The 19,577-nt window shown below is 65.4% G+C and carries 6 protein-coding genes; all 6 read right to left on the bottom strand.

The window, feature by feature from the left end:
• On the bottom strand, nt 1-2,838 hold the full coding sequence (pglZ, locus tag ACGFIV_RS32320; RefSeq protein WP_392838660.1) for a BREX-2 system phosphatase PglZ: 2,838 nt from the start codon (nt 2,836-2,838) through the stop codon (nt 1-3).
• A complete protein-coding gene (locus tag ACGFIV_RS32315) occupies nt 2,838-6,707 on the bottom strand; it encodes a hypothetical protein (RefSeq protein WP_392838658.1) in 3,870 nt (1,289 codons plus the stop codon). Before ACGFIV_RS32315 ends, pglZ begins: the two co-directional genes overlap by 1 nt.
• A 21-nt stretch (nt 6,708-6,728) precedes the next feature.
• Complete coding sequence (pglX, locus tag ACGFIV_RS32310; protein WP_392838656.1) at nt 6,729-10,337, bottom strand: BREX-2 system adenine-specific DNA-methyltransferase PglX; 3,609 nt, start codon at nt 10,335-10,337, stop codon at nt 6,729-6,731.
• Nucleotides 10,334-14,944: a BREX system serine/threonine kinase PglW gene (gene pglW, locus ACGFIV_RS32305; RefSeq protein WP_392838696.1), complete on the bottom strand. Its 4,611-nt coding sequence runs from the start codon at nt 14,942-14,944 to the stop codon at nt 10,334-10,336. Before pglW ends, pglX begins: the two co-directional genes overlap by 4 nt.
• A 418-nt stretch (nt 14,945-15,362) precedes the next feature.
• Nucleotides 15,363-16,997 (bottom strand): UvrD-helicase domain-containing protein, encoded by a 1,635-nt coding sequence (locus tag ACGFIV_RS32300; RefSeq protein WP_392838654.1) that lies wholly within the window; start codon nt 16,995-16,997, stop codon nt 15,363-15,365.
• Nucleotides 16,985-18,991: an ATP-dependent endonuclease gene (locus tag ACGFIV_RS32295; RefSeq protein WP_392838652.1), complete on the bottom strand. Its 2,007-nt coding sequence runs from the start codon at nt 18,989-18,991 to the stop codon at nt 16,985-16,987. The genes ACGFIV_RS32300 and ACGFIV_RS32295 overlap by 13 nt, the downstream gene beginning before the upstream one ends.
• Nucleotides 18,992-19,577: the final 586 nt, after the last annotated feature.

The following is a 19,577-nucleotide window of genomic DNA, read 5'->3' as shown; positions in this document are numbered from 1 at the left end:
TCAGTGTCCCAGCTCGAACTGATCCCGCAGCAGGCCGATGTTCAGTCGTAGCGTCCGCCCGTCGGGCAGGGTCTCTAGAACCTGTACGCCGTCGTAGTTCAGGAGTTGGCGCAGCACCGCGGCGAAGCCGTCGGCGCGGGCGACTGGGTAACCGATGCGCTGGGCGAGCGCCGTAGCGGGAAGCGTGCCGGTGTCGAGCAGCGCGCACATGGCCGCTTCGACTTTGTCCATGGGGGGCTTGCGTGCCAGCAGTGTGACCTGCTCCTTGAAGATCTCCGAGGCGAGCAGCGCGTCAACGAGGGCATCACCGGCCGACGGCACCGCAGGGGCGTCATGCTGGGTCAGTTCCATCTCGAACAACGCTTCGCCTGCGGCCGGTTGGAACTTCACCCGCTTAGAAGCCTTGGCCGGCTTCTTGGGTTCCATGGCCACCGGCCGGAGGGTTTCCGCCTGCAGTGACCACCACTTCGGACGCTGGTCGCCGAGTTCCCGCCACCCTTTGGGGGGCTCGGCGCCGAACGGCAGGAATGCCAGGACGGGAATGGTGAACTCGGCGAGCGAGGCACCACCGTGGTACCCGGCCTTCTGTGCGGTGTACCGAGAGTCCGCGTCCCACAGTGCCACGACCTCGCCACCGGGTTCCGGCCACACCACCCGTGGACCCGAGAGTGCGATCTCGGTCTCCGCCAGTGGCCCCCCGGGCGTCCTGTGGCGGGCGGAGCCGAAGCCGTCGCCGTCGATCTTCACCCCGTGGCGGTCCACGACGTGTCCGTGATCACTCGTGATGATTACCGCCATCCCCTGCTCTGCGCCGATCCGCAGCAGTTCTCGCAGCTTGCCGATCTGATCGAGTCGCCAGGCGCCGTCGCCCAGCTTCTGTTCCTTGGCGAGTCGGTCGTCGATGGTGTTCAGCACGACTGCGACATGGGTGCGCTGATCGGTGAGCGCAGCGGTCAGTTCGGGCCCGAACGAATCGCCGACCGTTTCGCCCCGCAAGTCGTCCTTGTGAAAGACCGCAGCCGGAGCCCCGCCCCAGAACCGGTGAGCGGGAAACAGCCGTTTCTCTTCGACCTGGCTCCCCTTCATGAGCTTGCCCGCGAACAACGACGTGCGCGACACAGCGGTCAAGGTGGGCAGCGCCGCAGCCATGGCACGGCGTCGCGGCTGACCCTCCGCATTGGACACCGGGTCGTATTCAGCCCACTGCCTGCGCAATTCCTCACTCAGCTCGACGGCGATCGCCGCGCTCATGCCGTCCAAGACCAGAAGCAGCACCCGGCGCCCCGCCTTGGATGCCACCAGCGGGCGGACCACCCCGCTCAAGAATGTCTCGACCGTCAGCATGGACCCAGGGTCGGTGCCGGCCGCGGTCCACCCCGCCAGCGTCGTGGCGAACGACCGATCGATCTTTCTCCTCAGCTCGCGAGCACGGGCGCCCAACGCGTCGTAGGCGGCCTTCAGCACCGGTTCAGGATCCCCTCCTGACTCGATGTGCTCCAGGGCTTGATCCACCCAGCCGGTCTCGGCAACGTGTCGCTGCACTGCCGCCGCGACCGTCTCGACTTCCATGACCGGATCGGTTGCGAGCCACTGGGCCAGTCGCTGTCCCATCCGAGCACGCTCGATCCGCACTCGCGCATCCGGATCCACAGCCAGGTGGTGGACATCCAATGCCCGGACGGCGTCTACGATCGCTTGCGGCTCTCCGGTGGCCAGGGCACGCCCGGCCGCGACGAAGCGCGCCTTCAGCCCCGCGGCCAATACGGGGCTGGCCGCCGCTCCAGCCTCGGAACCGAACTGCCGTGCAAGCACCTCTGCCCGGTCCAGCACCATGCTGGTGATCCGCCGTGCCTCGCGCGCCGTTTTCTCGTCCACGTCGGTACGGCTCACGCCGAGCAGCACAGTCACGAACTCCTCGCATGCCCGCCCGAACGCCGCCACCAGCCCGTCCAGGGCTTCGCCCACTGCGGGTGGCTGTTCGCCAAGCCAGCGTTCGGCCCGCCCCCTCGCCCGGAAGGTCTGCCCGTCGGCCTCGGCATGCTGCCACAGCCCCGCACACACCAGCCCGTACGGCACCGCATCGGCTCCGTGCTCAGCCGTCACCAGTGCCAGGAGCGCCTTTCCTGCTGCTCCCGCCTGGTCCTCCTCTCCGAGGAAGGCGGCCAGTCCTTCGCGCTCCGGTCCACGCAAGGCGAGAAGCCGCTCCGGCCCTCCCGGGCTGAGCGACCATGACAGCAGAGCGTAGATGTCCAGGTTGTCGCCGAGCACCTGATCACGGTCGGTGTCGTAGCGTCCCAGCCGGAGCCGACGCAGGGCGAGTTCGGTGAGCGCGGCCCGTCGGGACAGCAGGCCCCCAGCCAGCGGAGGCCAGCCCCCTGGCGGAGTGGCGTCCAAGAGCGCTTCGGCCGCCCAGTTGGTGTCCCGCAGCCGGGGATCGATCTGCTCGGCGCCAAACGCCTCCCGCACGATGTTCCAGTTATCGACGGTCTCGATGCGTTGTTTGTGCACACGGGCGAGGATCGCCGGATCGAGCTCGGGTTGCTCGCGATCGGTCAGCACGACCAGGACCGCGAGCGCGTCAACACCTGCCTTGAGATGCCCGAGCACCAGTTCGTGTACGGCCAGCGGGGAGGAAGCGGTCGCGACCTGGACTCGTTGACCGGAGCCCAAGACGATCTCGCCGGGCCCATCCCACTGGGGCGCGGAGCGCAGCAAGACGACATGCCGTCGTCCCTCACCCGTCAACGAGGAGGCCAGAGACGACTGCGACGTCAGGTATTGGGTGATGGTCGTGGCGTTCAGCCGTACCGTTCCCAGGGTGGCGCCCGTGGTGCTCATCAATCCACGACCTGCCAGCTGATCTCGATGGTGGCTCCAGGCCGCTGGGCGGCAAGCTCCGACAGTTCGGCCTGCAGGTCGGCGGCTGCTCTGGCGGCCGTCGTCCTGCGCCGGCCACTCGACCGGCGTGCGGGGTTGTCCACGGGCACCCGCGGGTCGCTGGTGACAGTGTTCAGGTCCACGTTCCCGGGCCCAGGTGCGGGCGGAGTCGGGGTGAGCGAAGGAGGCGTGGACTGCGAGTCCTTCTGGTTGCGCTTGATCAGCGCGGTGACCTCACGACGAGTACGGTCCAGCGCCTCGATCAGGTCAGCCGTTCGCTGGTCAGCACGGGCCACCCCACGCAGGGACTCAAGCAAGGCTTGGCCTTCGGCGCCCTGCCCCGATGCCAGGTCCAGCGTGTCCCACGCCGCCCCGGCCAGTGCCTGCGTGACGGCGCCGGCCTTCTTGATCGACGTGCCGTACCGGTCCGGACTCACGGGGGCGAGGTCGAACCGCGTAAGCGTCTCGATGGTCTTCTTCGCCGAGGGCGCCCCGGTACCTGCCTGCCCGGTAGCCACTAGCGCCTTCAGCAGATCGAGAGAGCGGCGGGCGATCACGAGCCGTCCGCTCTCGTCCGTCTCATCCAAGCCGAGGAACGCGGCGTGGTGCTCCAACTGCTCAACCAGCCCGGTCGCCGTCTCCTGGTAGTGCCGCGCGGCCGTGAGGATCTGCCGGGCGAACTGGTGCACCATCCGGCCACGCCGAAGCGTCGGCGCCTTGGCACCGAAGATCGTCTCGTACCGCTCCCGCGCGGTGTTCCAGTCGTTCTCGCTGGGCAGCGGCTGGCTGCGCAGTGCATCTCCCGGCTTTATCTGCGCCAGTTCGGGAGCGGGGTCGAGTGGAACACCGCCGCGTACCCACACCCGATCGTCCATCTCGGCGAAGGATGCGGCTATCAGGTTGGCCAGGAATGGCTCCAGGCCGCGTTTGTTCGGCTTGTCCATCCAGTCGATGAGGTGAATCAGGCTCAGATCCCCGGTGATGCCCTCGGTCTGTGCCATGCGCCGGAAGTGGTCGGCCCAGCGGTGGGACAGTTCGAAGTAGGCCTCCTTCTGCTGTCCGAGCCCGAGCGGTCCAGCCACCCGCTCCATCAGCTTGCGGTCCTTCAGCGGGACTTCGACACGCCCGTCCCGCGCTTCGGCAGCGGCCCGTACGTGAGCAAAGACCGTCTTCGCGTCGCTCGGCTTGACCGCGACCCGGCTACCGTCCTGGTCAAGGTCTGGGTGCTCCGGGAACTGCGCCGCCAGCAGCTTGCCGGCGACCGCACGGATGGCCTCATGCATCGGCTGCCCGAACGAAAGGGTCAGATCACCCACGTCCCGCAACGACACAAGGTGGTCGTCGAAGCCCACTTCGACATCGGCCTCCGTCTGCTTCGCCAGACCATACGCCTGTTTGAAGGCCCCCTTCACATGCTTGAGCAGCGCCCCTTTCTGGCTCTCCAGCAGCCCTTTCGCCCTTGCCCGGTTGTCCGGGCTGAGGTGTGCCGCGTACTGCGTGGCGAAGCGGCTGTCGTCCGAGAGCGCCTTGTCGACGATCACGAGCCGTTTGAAGTCATCCAGCCGTTGGGTGGACAGGTGCGTGGGTACCCAGGCGACCGTCCGCGTGCGTTCGCGTTGCCGCTCGCCCAGTGCGCGCAAGCGGTTGACGTCGTCGACCGGACCGTAGTCGTTCTCGTCGAAAGGCAGGTCGACGATGATCCGCCATTGACCGTCGACCTGGGGCTGCAGGTCATGGTCGAGCAGTTCATCTTCGTCCGCGATGTTCCCGAAGATCACTTCGACAGAGCGGTTGGAGCCGCGCCACACGAAACGCAGTTCGTCGGCACCGAGCCGGCTGTCGGCGTGGTCGACACCCAGCTCCTCGATGAGCAGATTCTTGGCGAGCGCGATCCGGTTGCCGGGGTTGTTGTTGACGGCGGCGTTGGCGATGACCGTGTCGACATCGATGCCCGCGAGTTCCAGCCGCACTCCCGCGTTGGCGCCGGCACCGGTCTCTTTAATCTCTGGGAAGCGGGCAGCCCACTCGGCCACCTTGTTCGTGATGATGCCGACTTCGCTGCCTGGGATCGGCGCCGTCACCGAGCCGTAGTTGAGCGCGCCGAGGCGGCGGTTCGTGAGGTCGCTGAGCGCGGGGACGCTGGGGGCGAGCGCGGACAGCAGCAAGGTGCACACGAGCTGGTTGTCGCCGACGAACACCTTGCAGCGCTGGGTGAGCTGCAGGTCGGTGATGGTTTCGGGCCGGTGCAGGTACTGCTCGACCTCGTCCTCTGTGACGCCCGCGGAGGTCAGCAGGTAGGGCCGCAGCTTGGTCTTGTACAGCTTGTCGGCGGCCTCGAAGACCACCTTCAGGCTGTCAACGAATGGCTTGTCACCGCCGTCGGCGATCACTGGGTACAGCTCGCCCACCGGGATGAGCTGACCCAGCCGCAGGTCGTCACGGTGGTTGGCGAGCAGCTGACCCATCAGCTTCAGACCGGTGCGAGAGCGCTGCAGGGCCGAGGAGATATGGACCAGGGTGTCCATGAATGCGGGTGAGAACGGATAGGTCAGGCGGAACGATTCCTCGTCCGCCCCCGTCATCCCCTGCTCGGACCCCAGCAGTGTGTCCCACACCTGCGGGCCGACCCTCTTGGTCTGCGCGAAAGCCTCGTCGATCAGCGCCGCCTTGCCCTCCTTAGGCTTGAGCAGGCGAGCGTGGGCGATCTGCGGGAGGTTCCGATCCTCTAAGGTGATCTTGTCGAAACGACCGGAGGCCAGGTTCAGCGTGTCCTGGATCGACGCCTCCGCGGCACCTGCGTCCACTTCCTCGCCGACCAGTTCCCGCAGGTCACGCTGGCGCGCGATGAACGACACCACGGGGACCGCGCGCCGGGCGTCTCCGCCCTCCACGAAGTTTGTGATCTTGCTGGCTTCGCGGGCCACGAACTTCTGGTCGTGGATAAGCGTCGCCAGCCAGAGGATCAGCTCGTCCAGGAACAGGATCAGCCCGTCATAGCCGAGGGACTTGGCATGCTGAGCGATCACCGACAGGCCGGCGTCCAGGGAGATGAAGCCGTGCTCGTCCTCGACTGCGTTCTGCGCGAACCCCGGCAACAGGCTCGTGCTCGCATCCTGCACCAGCTTGGCCCGCAGCTCCGCCGGCGTGACCGGGTGCACCAGATTCAGCGCCTCGCCGCCGTCGTGCGACTCCTCCGCGGCCAAGGCCTGGTCGAGCAATTCGGACGTCCAGGCGAACGACTCTCCCCACTCGTCATCCTCGTCGGCGTCACCGCCGCCGAGGCCGGTGATGACCGCGGTGTCTCCCATCCGGGCGCGCATGGCCCGGATGTCGGTGAACAGTGCGTCCGTCCGGTAGACCTGCGGCGTCGAAGCGTCCGGGTGCAGCTTCTTGATGTGGCTGACGTAGCCACCCAGCACCCTCTGCTCCATGGCCTTCGCGCCGAGCATGTGGTATGGCACGAGCAGGAACTTCTTGCCATCGCTGACCAGCCACTCGTGCTTGGTCAGCACCTTGTCGAAGTCCCCCATGGCGCGAGCCGTCCGGTTACCGCTGAGCAGCGCGTACAGCACGGCCATGAAGTGCGACTTACCCGAACCGAATGATCCGTGCAGGTAGGCCGCCTTCGACGCGTGCCCGTCGAGCGCCGACTTGATCAGCCCGAGCGCCTCGTCGAAGTTCTCCAGCAGCCGCTCGGTGACCACGTAGTCCTTGAGCGCGTGCTCGGCGCCCTCGGGGGTTACCGCCTCGGCGAGGCGCAGCACGAAGTCGGAGGTGGAGATCGACTCCTTGATGTCGATGACGTCGCGGAGCAACGGCTGCTGTGCCATGGATAGGTCGCTCTCCCTCGTCTACTTCTTCTTCGTACGGCTGCCGCGGACCGGCTTGGCCGGCATCCACTTGCGCAAGTCGTCGTCGGTCAGGCCGTGCTCACCCTGCATCTGGTGGCGGTAGGCCGCGAAGAAATCCGCCGGGGAGCCGCTGTACATGATGTCGAACTCGTTGTGCCACTGGTAGAGCCACGGCTGGAGCTCGAGCAGGCCAGCCAGGAACGGGGTGATCTCCTCGGTGGACAAGGCCTGGTTGGTGAAATACGTGGCCAGCGCCTGCGCCTGCTCCCGGTGATCCCAGCCCGCCCATCCGTAGAGGTGGGGGGTCTGGGTGTTGACCGTGCCGTAGGAGATGAACCGCTCCTTCGGCACGTCAAGTTTGCCGCGCGCGGACCAGTAGGAGCTGCGCAGGAAGTCGGCCGAGGTGTACTTCGGCGGCACCGGGATCGAATCCCGGATCTGTCGCTTGGTCTTCACCTGTGGATCGGCGGAGAACTCGGGCGCGGCGTCCTCCTGACGCTGCAGGTCCCAGACCTCTTCCCAGTCGGCACGCTTCTTCAGCCCGCTCGACTTGTATCGGAGCACGGCCAGGAACGGGACGTGCTCGGTGGAGAGCAAGTCGGAGACGACCGCCGACAGATCCCGGCGTGGGGCGTACAGGGCGGCGACGGAGACGAAATCGTTGTCTTGGGAGAGCGCATCGACCAAGCGCGGCAGCGAGAGGATAACCGGCTGCCCGTTCTCGTCATGCCAGTGGTCTCGGGTTTCGATCCGGTCCAGCAGCCACGAGCGCAGTGCCTTCTCCTGAAGAGCGTCCCAACCTTCGGTCGCCCACCGCCGCTTGTACTCCGGCCGCTCCACCATGCCAATCGCCCGCGACGACTCGATGGCGTCGATCCGCTTCTGGACGATTTTCTTATACGGCTCCGGCCAGTGGGCTGGGATCTCCCTGATCGGCGTGGAGTTGTGCCGCTTGAACCACTCCCCGGAGGCCTCGCCCTTAGCGGCCTTTCGAGCGAGCACGATCTCGAATGCACGCTCACCGAGCGCCAACTCCGGCACTGCTTCCGCGGGCGCATATAGGTCTTTAGCGTGCAGGTTGTAGAGGGAGTAGACCTGCCAGTCGATTTCCTCCTGCAGCGCGATCATCCGAGCACGAGTACCGTCCCATTCAGCCTTGGCCTCCCGAAGGACAACAGCTGTCGGAACTCCTGTAGCCGTTACCGTGGCCGGGCTGACGGCGGCGAGGTGCCGGGCCAGCTTGCCCAGCTCCGTCCCGAGCTTGGTTGGATATATGACCGGAAGAGGAAACTCCGCCAGCTTCGTACCGGTGAACTCAAACCGATGTTCCCAAAACTCATCGGAGATGCCCCCGCCGATCCCACCGTTGCCCTTCGACTGGCTCACCTGCTTCAGCCAGAAGCCAGCGGTGGAGCTGTTGAGGAGGCCGAGGAGACGCAGATGCTCTTCCTCGCTCGCTCCCTCCCTTAGCTTGATCACTGGCGCGGTCTGCTTGAATACCTTTCCACCTCTATCCAGGGCGAAATGGTTATGCGTCGCCACGAACGCAAATGTGATCGACAGCGGCGTCCGGTACCGCTTCTTGAAAAACATCGAGTACTCGAACCAGGCGAGTCCCCTCTGCAGCTGTGTCTGCCCATACGCCACGCGCACCCGGAGCTGCGCCCTGTAGGGCCAGAGAGCCCGCCCTACAGGTTTAGAGGCTTCGGCCTTCAAATCCACAGCAGAATAGGGCCACAGAGAATCGACCGGGTTCCAGATACCAAAATCGCGAACCTGGACACCTTCAACAATCGGACGCTGATAGTCAGCAGTAACCCTCAGTCTCCGCAGAGCTCCGGATCCGATCATAAAGGCATCATCTTCACGCGTAACAGCGCCATACCCAATTTCATCGACAATGTGGACAAGTAGCCGATCGGAGGCACTCTCAATTTCTTCGACCATCTCAAGTCCGCCGTCTGCGAGGATCCACGGCTGCCTACCGAAGTAGCGCTCACGACCGAGGTTATCCACCGATACCCATTGGTTGACTGAGCCAGGCCTGTCGATCTGGTCCAAGATTGCGCGCCAGACCAGCCCATCCTCTCCCCTCTCCGGCGCGGACGGCTCCCCTTGGACACTTCGTACAGTCCGAACGGTCTCTCCCCGCATACGACCAGATCGCCGGGTGCCGACGAGGATGACGGTCGGCGTGCCATGCCCGGGAATGTATGCCCCTGAGGTGTCGATGACCTCGGTCAACTCCACCTTGTGGGCGAAGAATTCCTCGATCAGCTTGGTACCGAACTCACGCTTCATGAACGAGTTAGCGGTGATCTGCCCAACCATGCCGTAACCGCGGCCATCAGCATCCCCACGCTTGGCCAGCTCAAAGAACCGTTGCGCGAACGGCACCGAGAGCGCGTACGTCCCTGCGCAAGCGTCGTAAAGATCCCGATAGAGCTCGTTGAGCTTCTTGTCCTTGACCGTGACATACGGCGGGTTGCCCACCACTACGTGATAACGGCCCGGCTCCAGGATACGCGCGTGCTCATGTACGTCCTCGGTGGCGTACGCGAACTCGGCGAGAGGATCGCTCGGCACCTCATCCCCGAGCTTCAACGCAAGCTGCCGCGCCTTGATCAGCGAGTCGCCGACAGCGAGATGGATCGGCCATTCGTATTTGGCGGCCTCTTTCATCGTCCGCGTCCCGGCGACGGCCATTGCCGCGACCAGCAGCCGGAATCGGGCGATGGCGACCGCAAAGGGGTTGAGATCCACCCCATGTACGGAGTCGAGCGCCGCGCGGACCTGCTCGTGCCGGTCCCGGCCAGGCTGGCGCTCGCCGTACAGCCGGATGAGGCGCCGGAAGGCGCCGAGCACGAAGTGGCCAGACCCGCAGGTCGGGTCGATCATCTTCAGCTCTTCGTAGCCGAACTCACGGATCGCCGGATCCATGGTCCGGTTGAGGATGAACTCCTCGACGAACTCGGGCGTCTGAAGAAGCGCATATGTCTTCCGCGCGTCCTCGGACATCCACTGGTACAAATCGCCCAGGAACCGTGTGTCCCAGCCCTTCGTGCCGTCCTCGTTCAGCGGATCCCAGAAGTTGTGGACCAGTTCACCGGCCTCGTCTCGCTCGCGCCAGAACTCGACCAGTTCCCGCGCCCCGTCGTGCGACAGCGGAATCTGGAACATCGGGTTGTGCCGCTGGCTGAACAGAAGTTCACCCGCCTGTCCCTCCCTCAGTTCGGCGAAGGACCGCTCCAACCACCCGCGATAGGTCGGGTCCGGGTCTTCCTCTACGTACGCCTCATATCGGGCTTGTGCGAGGTCGCGCCGTTCAGCGTCGGGTGCCGTCAGGTACGGCTCGGGGATCAGCTGGTTGTCCTCGCAGAAGCGTACGAACACCGTGCCCAGCACCCATGCCACCGCGACCTGTGTCACGCGCTCGTCCAGCCAGGAGCCCCACGTCGCAGCCGTCCGCCCCAGCTTCCGTGCCTCGTCGTACTCAGCCCGCAACCGCGTACCGACCTCGGATACAGCCTTGACCTGCCTGCCGAGGTCGGCCTCAACCATCTTGACCTGGACCTTCAGGTCATCCCGCAGCCGCTCGCTGTCGATCACTTGGCGTCTCCCGATCGCATCGTCTTGACGTGCTCGCCGCCTCGGTGGGTGTTGCGCACCCACGAGTCCGGCAGCTCGATCCACTCACCTAGCCCGGCCTGATACGGCACGGCCACCGTACCGAGTCGCGGCTCGCGCGCGGCATCGCTCTGCGGACACAGCACCCACAGGCCCCGACGGCCCAGCCGCGCCGCGGCGGCCAGCCGGTCCAGGACGCCCATCGCGTCGTACCGGGCGAACACCCCGGCGTCCGTCAGCAGTACCGGCCCGGACCCGTCGTCGAGCTGCTCCTTGATCTGCGGTTCGATCCGGCCCCAGGCCGTGCGGGCGTATTCGGCGAACTTGAGCGCCGCCTTCGTGCCAGGCTCGGCGGCATCGGCGCGCAGGATCGTCTCCCACGTCGGCTTGGTTCCGGGCGGTACCAACTCGTGCATGACCTCAACGAACAGCTCCGTCACCGAGGTCACCTGGGCTCCGAACCTGTCACCTGTGAGTTCAGCCACCGCCCCCTGGCTCAGCCCGGCCCGCACGGTGAGGACCCGGAAGCCGTCCCGCCCCGACGACACAGTCAGCCGTTCTTCCGCGCGCACCGCACCTGCGAGCTGCGGATCATCGGCGTACCGGTTGGCGCCGCTCAGTCGCGTGGCCAGCCGCCAGGCACCGACCGACAGGTAGCTGGACGCCTGGTCCATGCGGGTGGGCAGGTAGCGGCCCGTCCTGGTGTCCTCGCGGGTGGACAGGGTGAGGTCGAATCCCGCCTCACGCAGGGCCTTGGTCAGCAGTCCTCCGGTGGGCAGGTCCGGCTGACCCTGATACGTGATCTCCGGGAACCGGGCGAGCACCCGCTCATGGACATCAGCGATAGTCAGGCCGGGCTGGCGCTCCTCTTGCACGCCGGGGATGAGGCGGACCAAGCCCGCCTGCGTAAGCCGCAGCGCCCGCACCAGGGGCAGATCACGGGGATAGATCTCCAGCCGAGGTGTGGCGGCTGCGTTCCGTGACGCGGCGGCGGCCAGAGCGACCAGGCGGCGCTCATCCCATTCGATGGTGCCCGGCGGCGGAGTGATCGCGCCGAGCTCGCTCAGCACGATGGTCGCAGTCGGCAGCGTGTCGAGCTTGGCCAGCCGGTCGGCGACCTTGCCCAGCCGCTGGGCGTAGTCGAGCAGGCCTGGCGCGGAGGGGGTATCGGGACCTTCGTCTTCCCCGACCTCCAAGGCCAGCAGGCCCGCGCCCATCGCCTCGTGTGTGGCCTCGCGGTTGGGCAGGTGCCGGAACTGACTGCCGGCCGGATCGAGCTGCTCGATCTCGACTACGGCCCGGACCGCCGCCAGGGCCAGCGCCCTGCGTCGCTCGCGCCCTTGCAGGCGTGTGCCCCGCCGTACCGCCAGCGTGTCGGCGATCTCAGCGGCGGAGGCGACCCGGCCCAGCCCGGCCAGCAGTTCAAGGATCTCTTCCCGGAGCGCCGCGACAACCGGGAGCTTCTGCCAACGCTGGCGCTGGGTCTTCAGTATCTGCGGAATACGGCCGGCGCTGAGCCCCAGCGCCTCGGCGACGTCCTTCTGCCTCGGCCACACACCGATGTGCCCAGGCAGTACGCCATGTTCGTCGGGCAGGCGCAGCAGCAGCCGCACCATTTCCACCTCGTTGCCGTTCGACCCGTTCTTCCTCAGCTCGGGCACGAGCAGCGTGGCCAGGGTGTCGAGGCTGACCGAGCGCAGGGTGCGCTGCGGAAGCATGTCCGCGTTCTCGCCCGTGGCCAGGACGGTCACGACGGAGGCCTCTACGGAGCTGAGCTGTTTCAGCTCCTCGTCGGCCTTTCGGCGCCCCTCCGGGCTGAGCGGGGAGACCGGGATTAGGCGCAGCCGCTCACCCCACTCACGCTGACGGCGCTGGATCTCGTTGCGCGTCTTGGCGCCCAGGCCGGGAGCGTTGACCAGGTTGCGCTGGCTGAAGTCGAGCAGCCCGCCCACCGTGGTGACGCCCAAGCCGTACAGGAAGGACTCGGCGGCTGGAGTGAGGCCCGCGGCTGATAGGTGTGTGTCGCGGGTGGCTTCGGCGGCGAGCCGGTCGCGTTGCTGCTCGGCCGATTCCGGCTCGGCGTCGGCGATCGGCGGGGCAGGGGCCTCATCAGAGGAGGGATGCCGGGACGTCCGAGGCGTGGATGGCGTGGACTCCGCCAGGTCCAGGAAGATCTTCTTCCAGGCGTCCCGCATCGGCTTGAGCTCGGCGAACCGCTGTGCGACGTCGCGGTGCAGGGCCTTCCGGAAGAAGGCAGCCAGCCCGTCGCGGATCGCGGGGTCAAAGGCGTCCATGGCGACCGATGGGAACGGGTGATCCTCCGCGTCGGTCTGGCGAGCGGAGACCTTGCCGTCACCCCACTGCGGCAGCTCGCCCGAGGCCATCTCATGCAGGGTCACGGCGACGGCGTAGCGCTCGGCATGAGCGTCGTAGACCGAGCGGGTCAGCGACCCGATGAACGGGTCGAGATAGCCGTCCGTACCGGCCTCGGTCTCCTGCACCGAGTATCCGGCCAGCGAGAAGTCGATCAGCACCAACTCGCGGGTGCGATTGGGACGCACCCGGATGGCGATGTTGTCCGGCTTGATGTCACGGTGCCAGACGCCTTCGCCCTCCAGGAAGTCGACCGCACCGAACAGGTAGTCGCCGTAGGCCTCAAGCTGGTCGATCTGGAGGCGACCGCCCTCGCGGAGCTGCCGCGCCACGGTCTCCTCGCGACGGCGGACGACGACGCCCTGCTCCGTCGGGGCATCGGGGTCGCGCTCGTCACCGACGTACTCCAAGGCCAGCGTGGTGCGGCCACCGATGATCAACGGCTCGGGCTCCACGAGCCGGATGATCCGCGAGTCGGGCCGCAGCCGCCCCAGCACCTCGGCCTCGCGGACGAGAACGTCACCGCGGTTGTCGGACAGGGCCACCTTCAATACGGCAAAGCCGCCCCGCGCCTTGGCCGGCAGATCGCGCACGAGGAAGGCCCGGCTGGTCGAGCCGGTGCCCAGCCTCCGCCGTACTTCCCAGCGGCCGGCCAGGACGTCGCCTGCTACTGCCTCCAGCGGGTCCTTCTCCGGCGCCTGGGTGTGGTGATCAGCCTCAGCCGCACCGGGCTCAGGTGCGGTTAGCGAGTCTTCAACGCACTCCAGCATCTCCAGGAACTCGTCGACGGACGAGAGCCGCTGGGCGGGCCGGTAGGCGGTGGCGGCCTGGACCAGCTCATCGATGTCCTGTGAGAGGCCGTCCACCAGGGCACTGGGCCGCAGACCCTCCCCCGCCTCCAGCCGGGCCAGCAGTTCGGCCTGGCTCGCTGCCGGAGGCCGGCCCGTAGCCAGCAGATACGTGATCACGCCAAGCCCGTACACGTCCAGAGCGATCGGATCGGCCTTGAGCGCGGTCAGTTCGGGGGCCAGGTAGGGATCGGAGCCCTCGGCCAGATGGGTCGCCGACAGCGCGGTCGGGGCGAACCTCGTCATGCCCTGCGACTGGCCGCCGCTGCGGTGGGTGCCGATCTGCCAATCGGAGATCTGCAGACTCGGAGAAAGCCAGGCGGCCTCCTCACCGACAGTCCGGCCTTCACGGCCCCGGTTACGCGGAATCACGTGGATCGACCGCGCAGCCAGGGCGCGATGATGGATGCGGCTGGCATGCGCTGAGCGCATCGTCTCGGCGAGTTGCCGGACCAGGGCCATCCGGCCCAGGATGTCCAGCTTGTCGCCGTACTGGACCAGGTATTCGTCCAGACGCAGAGTGTGCGGGTGGTAATCGAAGATCAGCGCGGGACCGGCCGAGTGCCCGGAAGGGTCATACTGCCTCAGCTGGACAACGCCGGGATGGCGGAAGCGCCGCAGGATGGCGGCCTCACGCCGGGCGGCGTTCTCCACCGACTGGCGGATCGAGGTGTCCGAGCCGCGCTCGCGCAGGTAAATGCGGACACGTGCCAGCTCGGGGAGCTCGCTGTGGCGGGCCAGGTAGTCGGCCCAGGTCGGGCCGGTGTCGAAGGATTTGCGTTCGAGCAGGTAGGGGCCGACCTTGTACTCGGCGTCGCTACGGCGGATGCCGATCTTCTCCAAGGCGGACTTGATCTCCCTGGAGTCGGTGAGGGTGACCCTCCGACGGTCGTCACGGGCTGGCTCCAGTAGCATCTGCACGAGCTCACTGATCGTGAAGACGCCGTTCTGGTCGTTCGGAGACAGCCGCACGCGGAGTGACGAGTCGGTGAAGCAGACCGCTGCACCGACCCAGACGCGCTTTCCGTGCCTACCCAGCAGTCCGGCGAGCTCCTTCGCCTTCTTGTCCACAAGGTGCAGAGGGTTGCCATGAGGAACCCGGCGCCCGCCTGGGGTTGTCTGAACCCAGGTGCCGTTCTCAGTGGCAACGCTGCCGTGCCAGTCCTTCAGCTCGATCATGTGTACGCCGCCGGGAGCGACGATCAGCAAGTCGACCTCCCGCACATGTCCGGCCTGTGCCGTGAAGGTGAAGTTCGACCACGCCCGCCAGGGTTCGGAGTCAGGCAGATTCTCACGAATGGCCTGCAAGCCACGACGTTCATGATCGAATTCGGACTCGGTGACTGTGGTCCACCGGCCTTCGAGCATGCACCTACTCCGCTTGTCGATGTTGTGCAGGTCGGCCACAGATCCGAGGCCGAAGCTTCTGGTTCGATCCTATCGGCGGGGTCCGACACTTGAGGAACTCATGAAAGAGAGCATCCACCCGCGAATACGTCGTGAACATCACATCGGTGGTGGCCATCGACGCGCCCGGGCACAGCGACCAGCTGAGAATCGAGCAGGACGAGCGGTTCGCGCTGGCACCAGAGAACGGATGGCTGCAGGCGAGCCCATCGACCCGCAGACCACCCGCGACAACGCCGGACACGCGGCGCGGGGCGTTCCCGAGTGACAGGTCATCCTGGACGCCCTCCAGGAATTTGACTGCGTCGGTGCGGGTGGGCCAGTTGGGTTCTGGGGCGTGTCGATGCGTAGCGCGATAAATCACACGGTGGATTAAGGTTCAGGGGTGAATGGTGCCGCTGGCGAACCAGTTTTGGGCCACGGTCTCGGCTCCAGGAGGCAGATCAGTCATGAAAACAACGGCTAGGCGTCGTTTCGCGCGTGAGCAGCAAACGTAGAAAAGATTCCTGGAACGTTGGGTGCGCTGCTCCTGGTCGGTCTTTGCCAGCATCTTGCCCATGTCGTATTGCGTCCAGGCCCCGTCATCTATGACGACGACGACGTTCTCGAACTCGTCGCCCTTGACGCCGTGCTGGGTGGCGAAGGGGGTGAGCTCGTTCCTGTACTGCACGTAGGCGATTGCTTCCAGGTACGGGAGAGCGCGGAGACCTAGCGCGAAGTCCGCTTTGCGTTGGGCGCGCTCCTCAAGATCTGTGGAGGAGAGAGTCCGCTCAACGGCCCTGACTTTCCCAGGTTTTCTAAGCAGTCCACTTTCATGTACCAAGTCGAATACTTCGCCGATTGTCGCAGACTGCCGGAGATCGAGGAGCTCGCGCATGGCCCGAGCTATCTCAGCCTTCCGGGAGTGATGGGTGATCGCCATGGCGCCCGTTTCTAACAGTCGGGACAGCTCCGCGTAGTCTTTCGTCTCGTATGAGCGGCATAGGAGCTCTATCTGGAGCATGTACTGGGCGAAGGGGTCGGTGCCCTCCATCAGGTCGTCGCGACCGTAGGGGCCCAGCTTGGTATAGAGCTTGAGCACGTTTGCGTAGTCCAGGGTTCCGGCGATGCCGCGATGGGTGAGCATCAGGTACTTGGTGTCCTGGGTCGACCAGCCCTTCGCTTCCAGGGTCTCGCGGGCGGACTTCAGCCGTTCGGCGCCGGGTGGGACGTCCGCATTGAGGAAGAGGTGGACCTCTCCCTCGCGCTGTTCAGCGACCGCGTGCTGGGGGAGTTCTGGCCTGATCTTGTTGAGGACGGCGACGACGGGCTCGGAACAGCGGTGGTTCTCGTACTTGGTGATACGGGTGAGCTTCTCGTGCTCTACAGCTCCCACTCCGTGCCGGTAGATTTTCTGCATCGAGTCCCCGAACAGGCCAACGACGCACCGCTTCTGCCGGACGCCGGCGAGATGGTCCAGAAGGAGCTGGATCGTACGGGGAGACGTGTCCTGGTACTCATCGACGAAGATGACAGGATAGCGGTCCGCAATGATTCGTACGAGTTTTGGGTACGTCGAGACGAGTTGGTAGGCGAGTTCGAGGACTTCGTCATGGGAGATTCTCCCCTCGCGGAGCCGGCGTCCGCGGTCGCTGTAGATGATCTCGACATCTGCGGACCAGTCCGCCAGGTCCTCGGGATTCCGCAGTGACTCGTTGTACTCGAGCACCTGTTCCCGGAGCTGCTTCTGGAACGCTCGGATCACGCTCCACAGGAATTCGTGGATCGTACTGACGTGAACCAGCGGGTCATTCATAATGCGCTCGCTGATTTGCTTCTTCGCCACGTTGGTGTAGGTGATGCAGGCGATGTTGCGGCCTTCCCTCTCCAGATCCCGCCGGTGGTGGCCCAGAAGGTGGTGCAGGGAGTGGATAAGTGTGTGAGTCTTGCCAGAGCCAGCGCCTGCTTCGACCAGGAAACTGCGCTTCTCATCGAGTGCGTGCTCCACCTGGGCTGACGCGCTCAGATCAGCCACTGCAGGCCCTCCTGGATATAGCGCGGCACGGCCCAGTCGTCGAGGAGCATGATATCGAAGGCGAAGTTGGTCTTCTTCTTGCTGAGCTTCTTCGCGATCTCCCCGGCGTTCTCCTCGATCTCCTCGGCCGTCAGTGCCGCGCCGACCTCGTTGGTGAAGTTGGCCTTCAGCGCGAGCTGCTCGCTGTTCTTTGCCAGGACAGCGGAGTTAGCGATAATGAAGGCGTCTTCGAAGCTCCGGCCGCATGGCATGCCGGCGCTCTCGGGGACCTGGTAGGCGACCCGAACATTGTCTCGCGTCTTCGTGGCATCGTCTGCTTCCATGAGGAGCTTGATGCTCTTCTCCCCGGGCAGCCACTTCTTGAGGGTCGTGTTGGAGGTGATGGCGCCGTCCGTGTTCGTCGGGCAGGAGGTCCGGCCGTCCATGGGGGAAACGGAGTCGATGTCGGTGATGATCAGGGTCTGCACGCCGATGAACGCGAGCAGTTCCTTGAAGCGGGCGGCGTAAGCGTCACCTACCTCGATAACCGAGACGTATTGGTGAAGGAGCCCCCTGGCGCACTTGCGGATCATTTCGGGCAGCAGCAGCCGCTCTGTGGTCCCCTCGATCAGGACCACCTTGTCGGCGAAGAACATGTCGCAACGGTGCAGGACCATGTACTGCTTGAGGAACCGCAGGGTTTCTTCACCCCGAGGGTCTGGCTTGACCGTGTTCTGAAATGCAGAGAGGTCCTTGACGGTGAGGTGGGGGCCGGTGCAATCGAAGTACCGCACCGACTCGAAACCGCTGCTCGCGACGATGTGGGAGGAGTGCGTGGTGATGATCACCTGCACCTTCCAGCCGGGTTTGCCTTTGATGAACCCCTGGATGTTCTTGATGAATGCTTCCTGCATTTGGGGATGCAGATGGGCCTCGGGTTCCTCAATGAACAGCAGCTGGAGGGCAGGGCTGGGGGTGGATCGCCGGTAGGTCTCGAAGAAGCTGACTACCTGCAGGATCGTATAGATGAGCTTGCTGTACCCCAGGCCGTTGTGTCCCTCGGGGAGCGGGTAAGCGCTGTCGCCGGATGGGTACTGGATGCGGGTGCTGCCGCGCAAGACGCCGGAGGGCTCGATGAGGGACACGATGCGGGGCTTTTGGATGGGCGCGATGGTGCCCACGCCGAAGGTCTGCAAGTCATCGAAGATTGGGCTAAACAACTCGTCGTAGTTCTGGTCCACCTTCCGTGAGGCGAGCGCCAGCGCGCTCTCGATCTTCTCGATGTTGTGGTTGTGGTTGTCGTCGCTGTTGGCCTTGTAGTAAGCCTCGAATGTCTTGGACAGGTTCCTGGTCTTGTCGGAGGGGTTGTCGTCAAATTTCGTTTGAGCGTAGATGAACTTGACGGACAGGACCCGCCGGACCAGCGCCCGGGGAATCTCCTCGTACTGGGGCGAAGCCGCATCGGCTCCGATGGCGTGATAGATGGACGTGAAGTAGGTGCCGAAGCTTTTGCGCAGGTATTTGTCCAGGTTGAAGCCAGCTCTTTGGCTCGCCTGCCATGCGTGCATGAGGAAGTCCGCGGGCCTCTCCACGATCACCGCGGCTTCGATCTTGACCTCATGGCAGTTCTCGTCGAGGTCGAGGATCAGGTCAGTGATCGGTGCCAGGTCGTCCTCCTCCTCGTAGGCAATGGTCAGCAGGAGGCGAATAGCGGGCAGGAGTGCGAACGCCTGTTCGAGCAGCTTCTCGCTGGCCTCGTGGTCGTTTGCGGCCTTCCTCTTCTGGGCGCGGTCGTAGCGTGAGATCGCTTTCTTGATGTCGGCGATCCGCGACGTGGAGAAGTCCTCGAGGACGAACCTTGCATCCTCCTCGCCGAAGAACTTCTCGAAGAGGTTGACGAACGAGGTCTTGCCGCTGTTGTTCCGGCCGACGATCAGAGTCGTGAGCGAGTCGACTCGAACACTCGCCTTCTCCAGCGAGCGGAAGTTCGCCACTTCGGCGTATGTCAGCTGCACCGTGCTCCTCAGTATCGGCTCGGACTAGCGCACGCGCCCACGCGTGTGGCGTGTGGGACGTGAGGTAGTCATCGCAGTATCTGACACTCAGGGGGCATGGCTGGCGGAATCGTCAAAATCGGCTTTATGTCCGATTAGAGCGCGGGGTTCCCGTGCTGCAGTCGCAGTTCGGCTGGTAGCGGGTCATCTATACGTGCTGGCTCCCTCATTCCAAGCCATGACGGAATGGGAGGTGATCGGGAGGCTCACGCTATGAGCAACGATCCAGAACAGTAGGGCCCGCGCTCGTTGACCGCCGTTGGCGGCGGACATTCTCTTATCGGCTGAGAGGACACCCAAGCACGCACGAGTTCCGGGGTAGCCGCGCTATGTACGTTGCTCGTACCTGATCGCGCAGGTCGACATCCGGCGTCGGAGCCTCGCAGACGCCGGCTGCCGCGCCAGGTCGTTCGTCCTCGCGGGCTCGTTCCTCACCCGCTGCGGGCGCTCCACCATGCGCTCTGCGCGCCGGCGCCCGCGCGAGACGGCTCACGCCGGCCCTCGCCCTTGTGCACCCCGACGCTTCAGCGTCGGCCCTTGCCGAGAG

Source organism: Sphaerisporangium sp. NPDC049003, assembly GCF_043197795.1.
In the GTDB taxonomy this organism is placed as follows: Bacteria; Actinomycetota; Actinomycetes; order Streptosporangiales; family Streptosporangiaceae; genus Sphaerisporangium.
The sequence above is the reverse complement of the archived record's forward strand: the minus strand, read 5'-3'. Positions and strand labels throughout refer to the sequence as shown.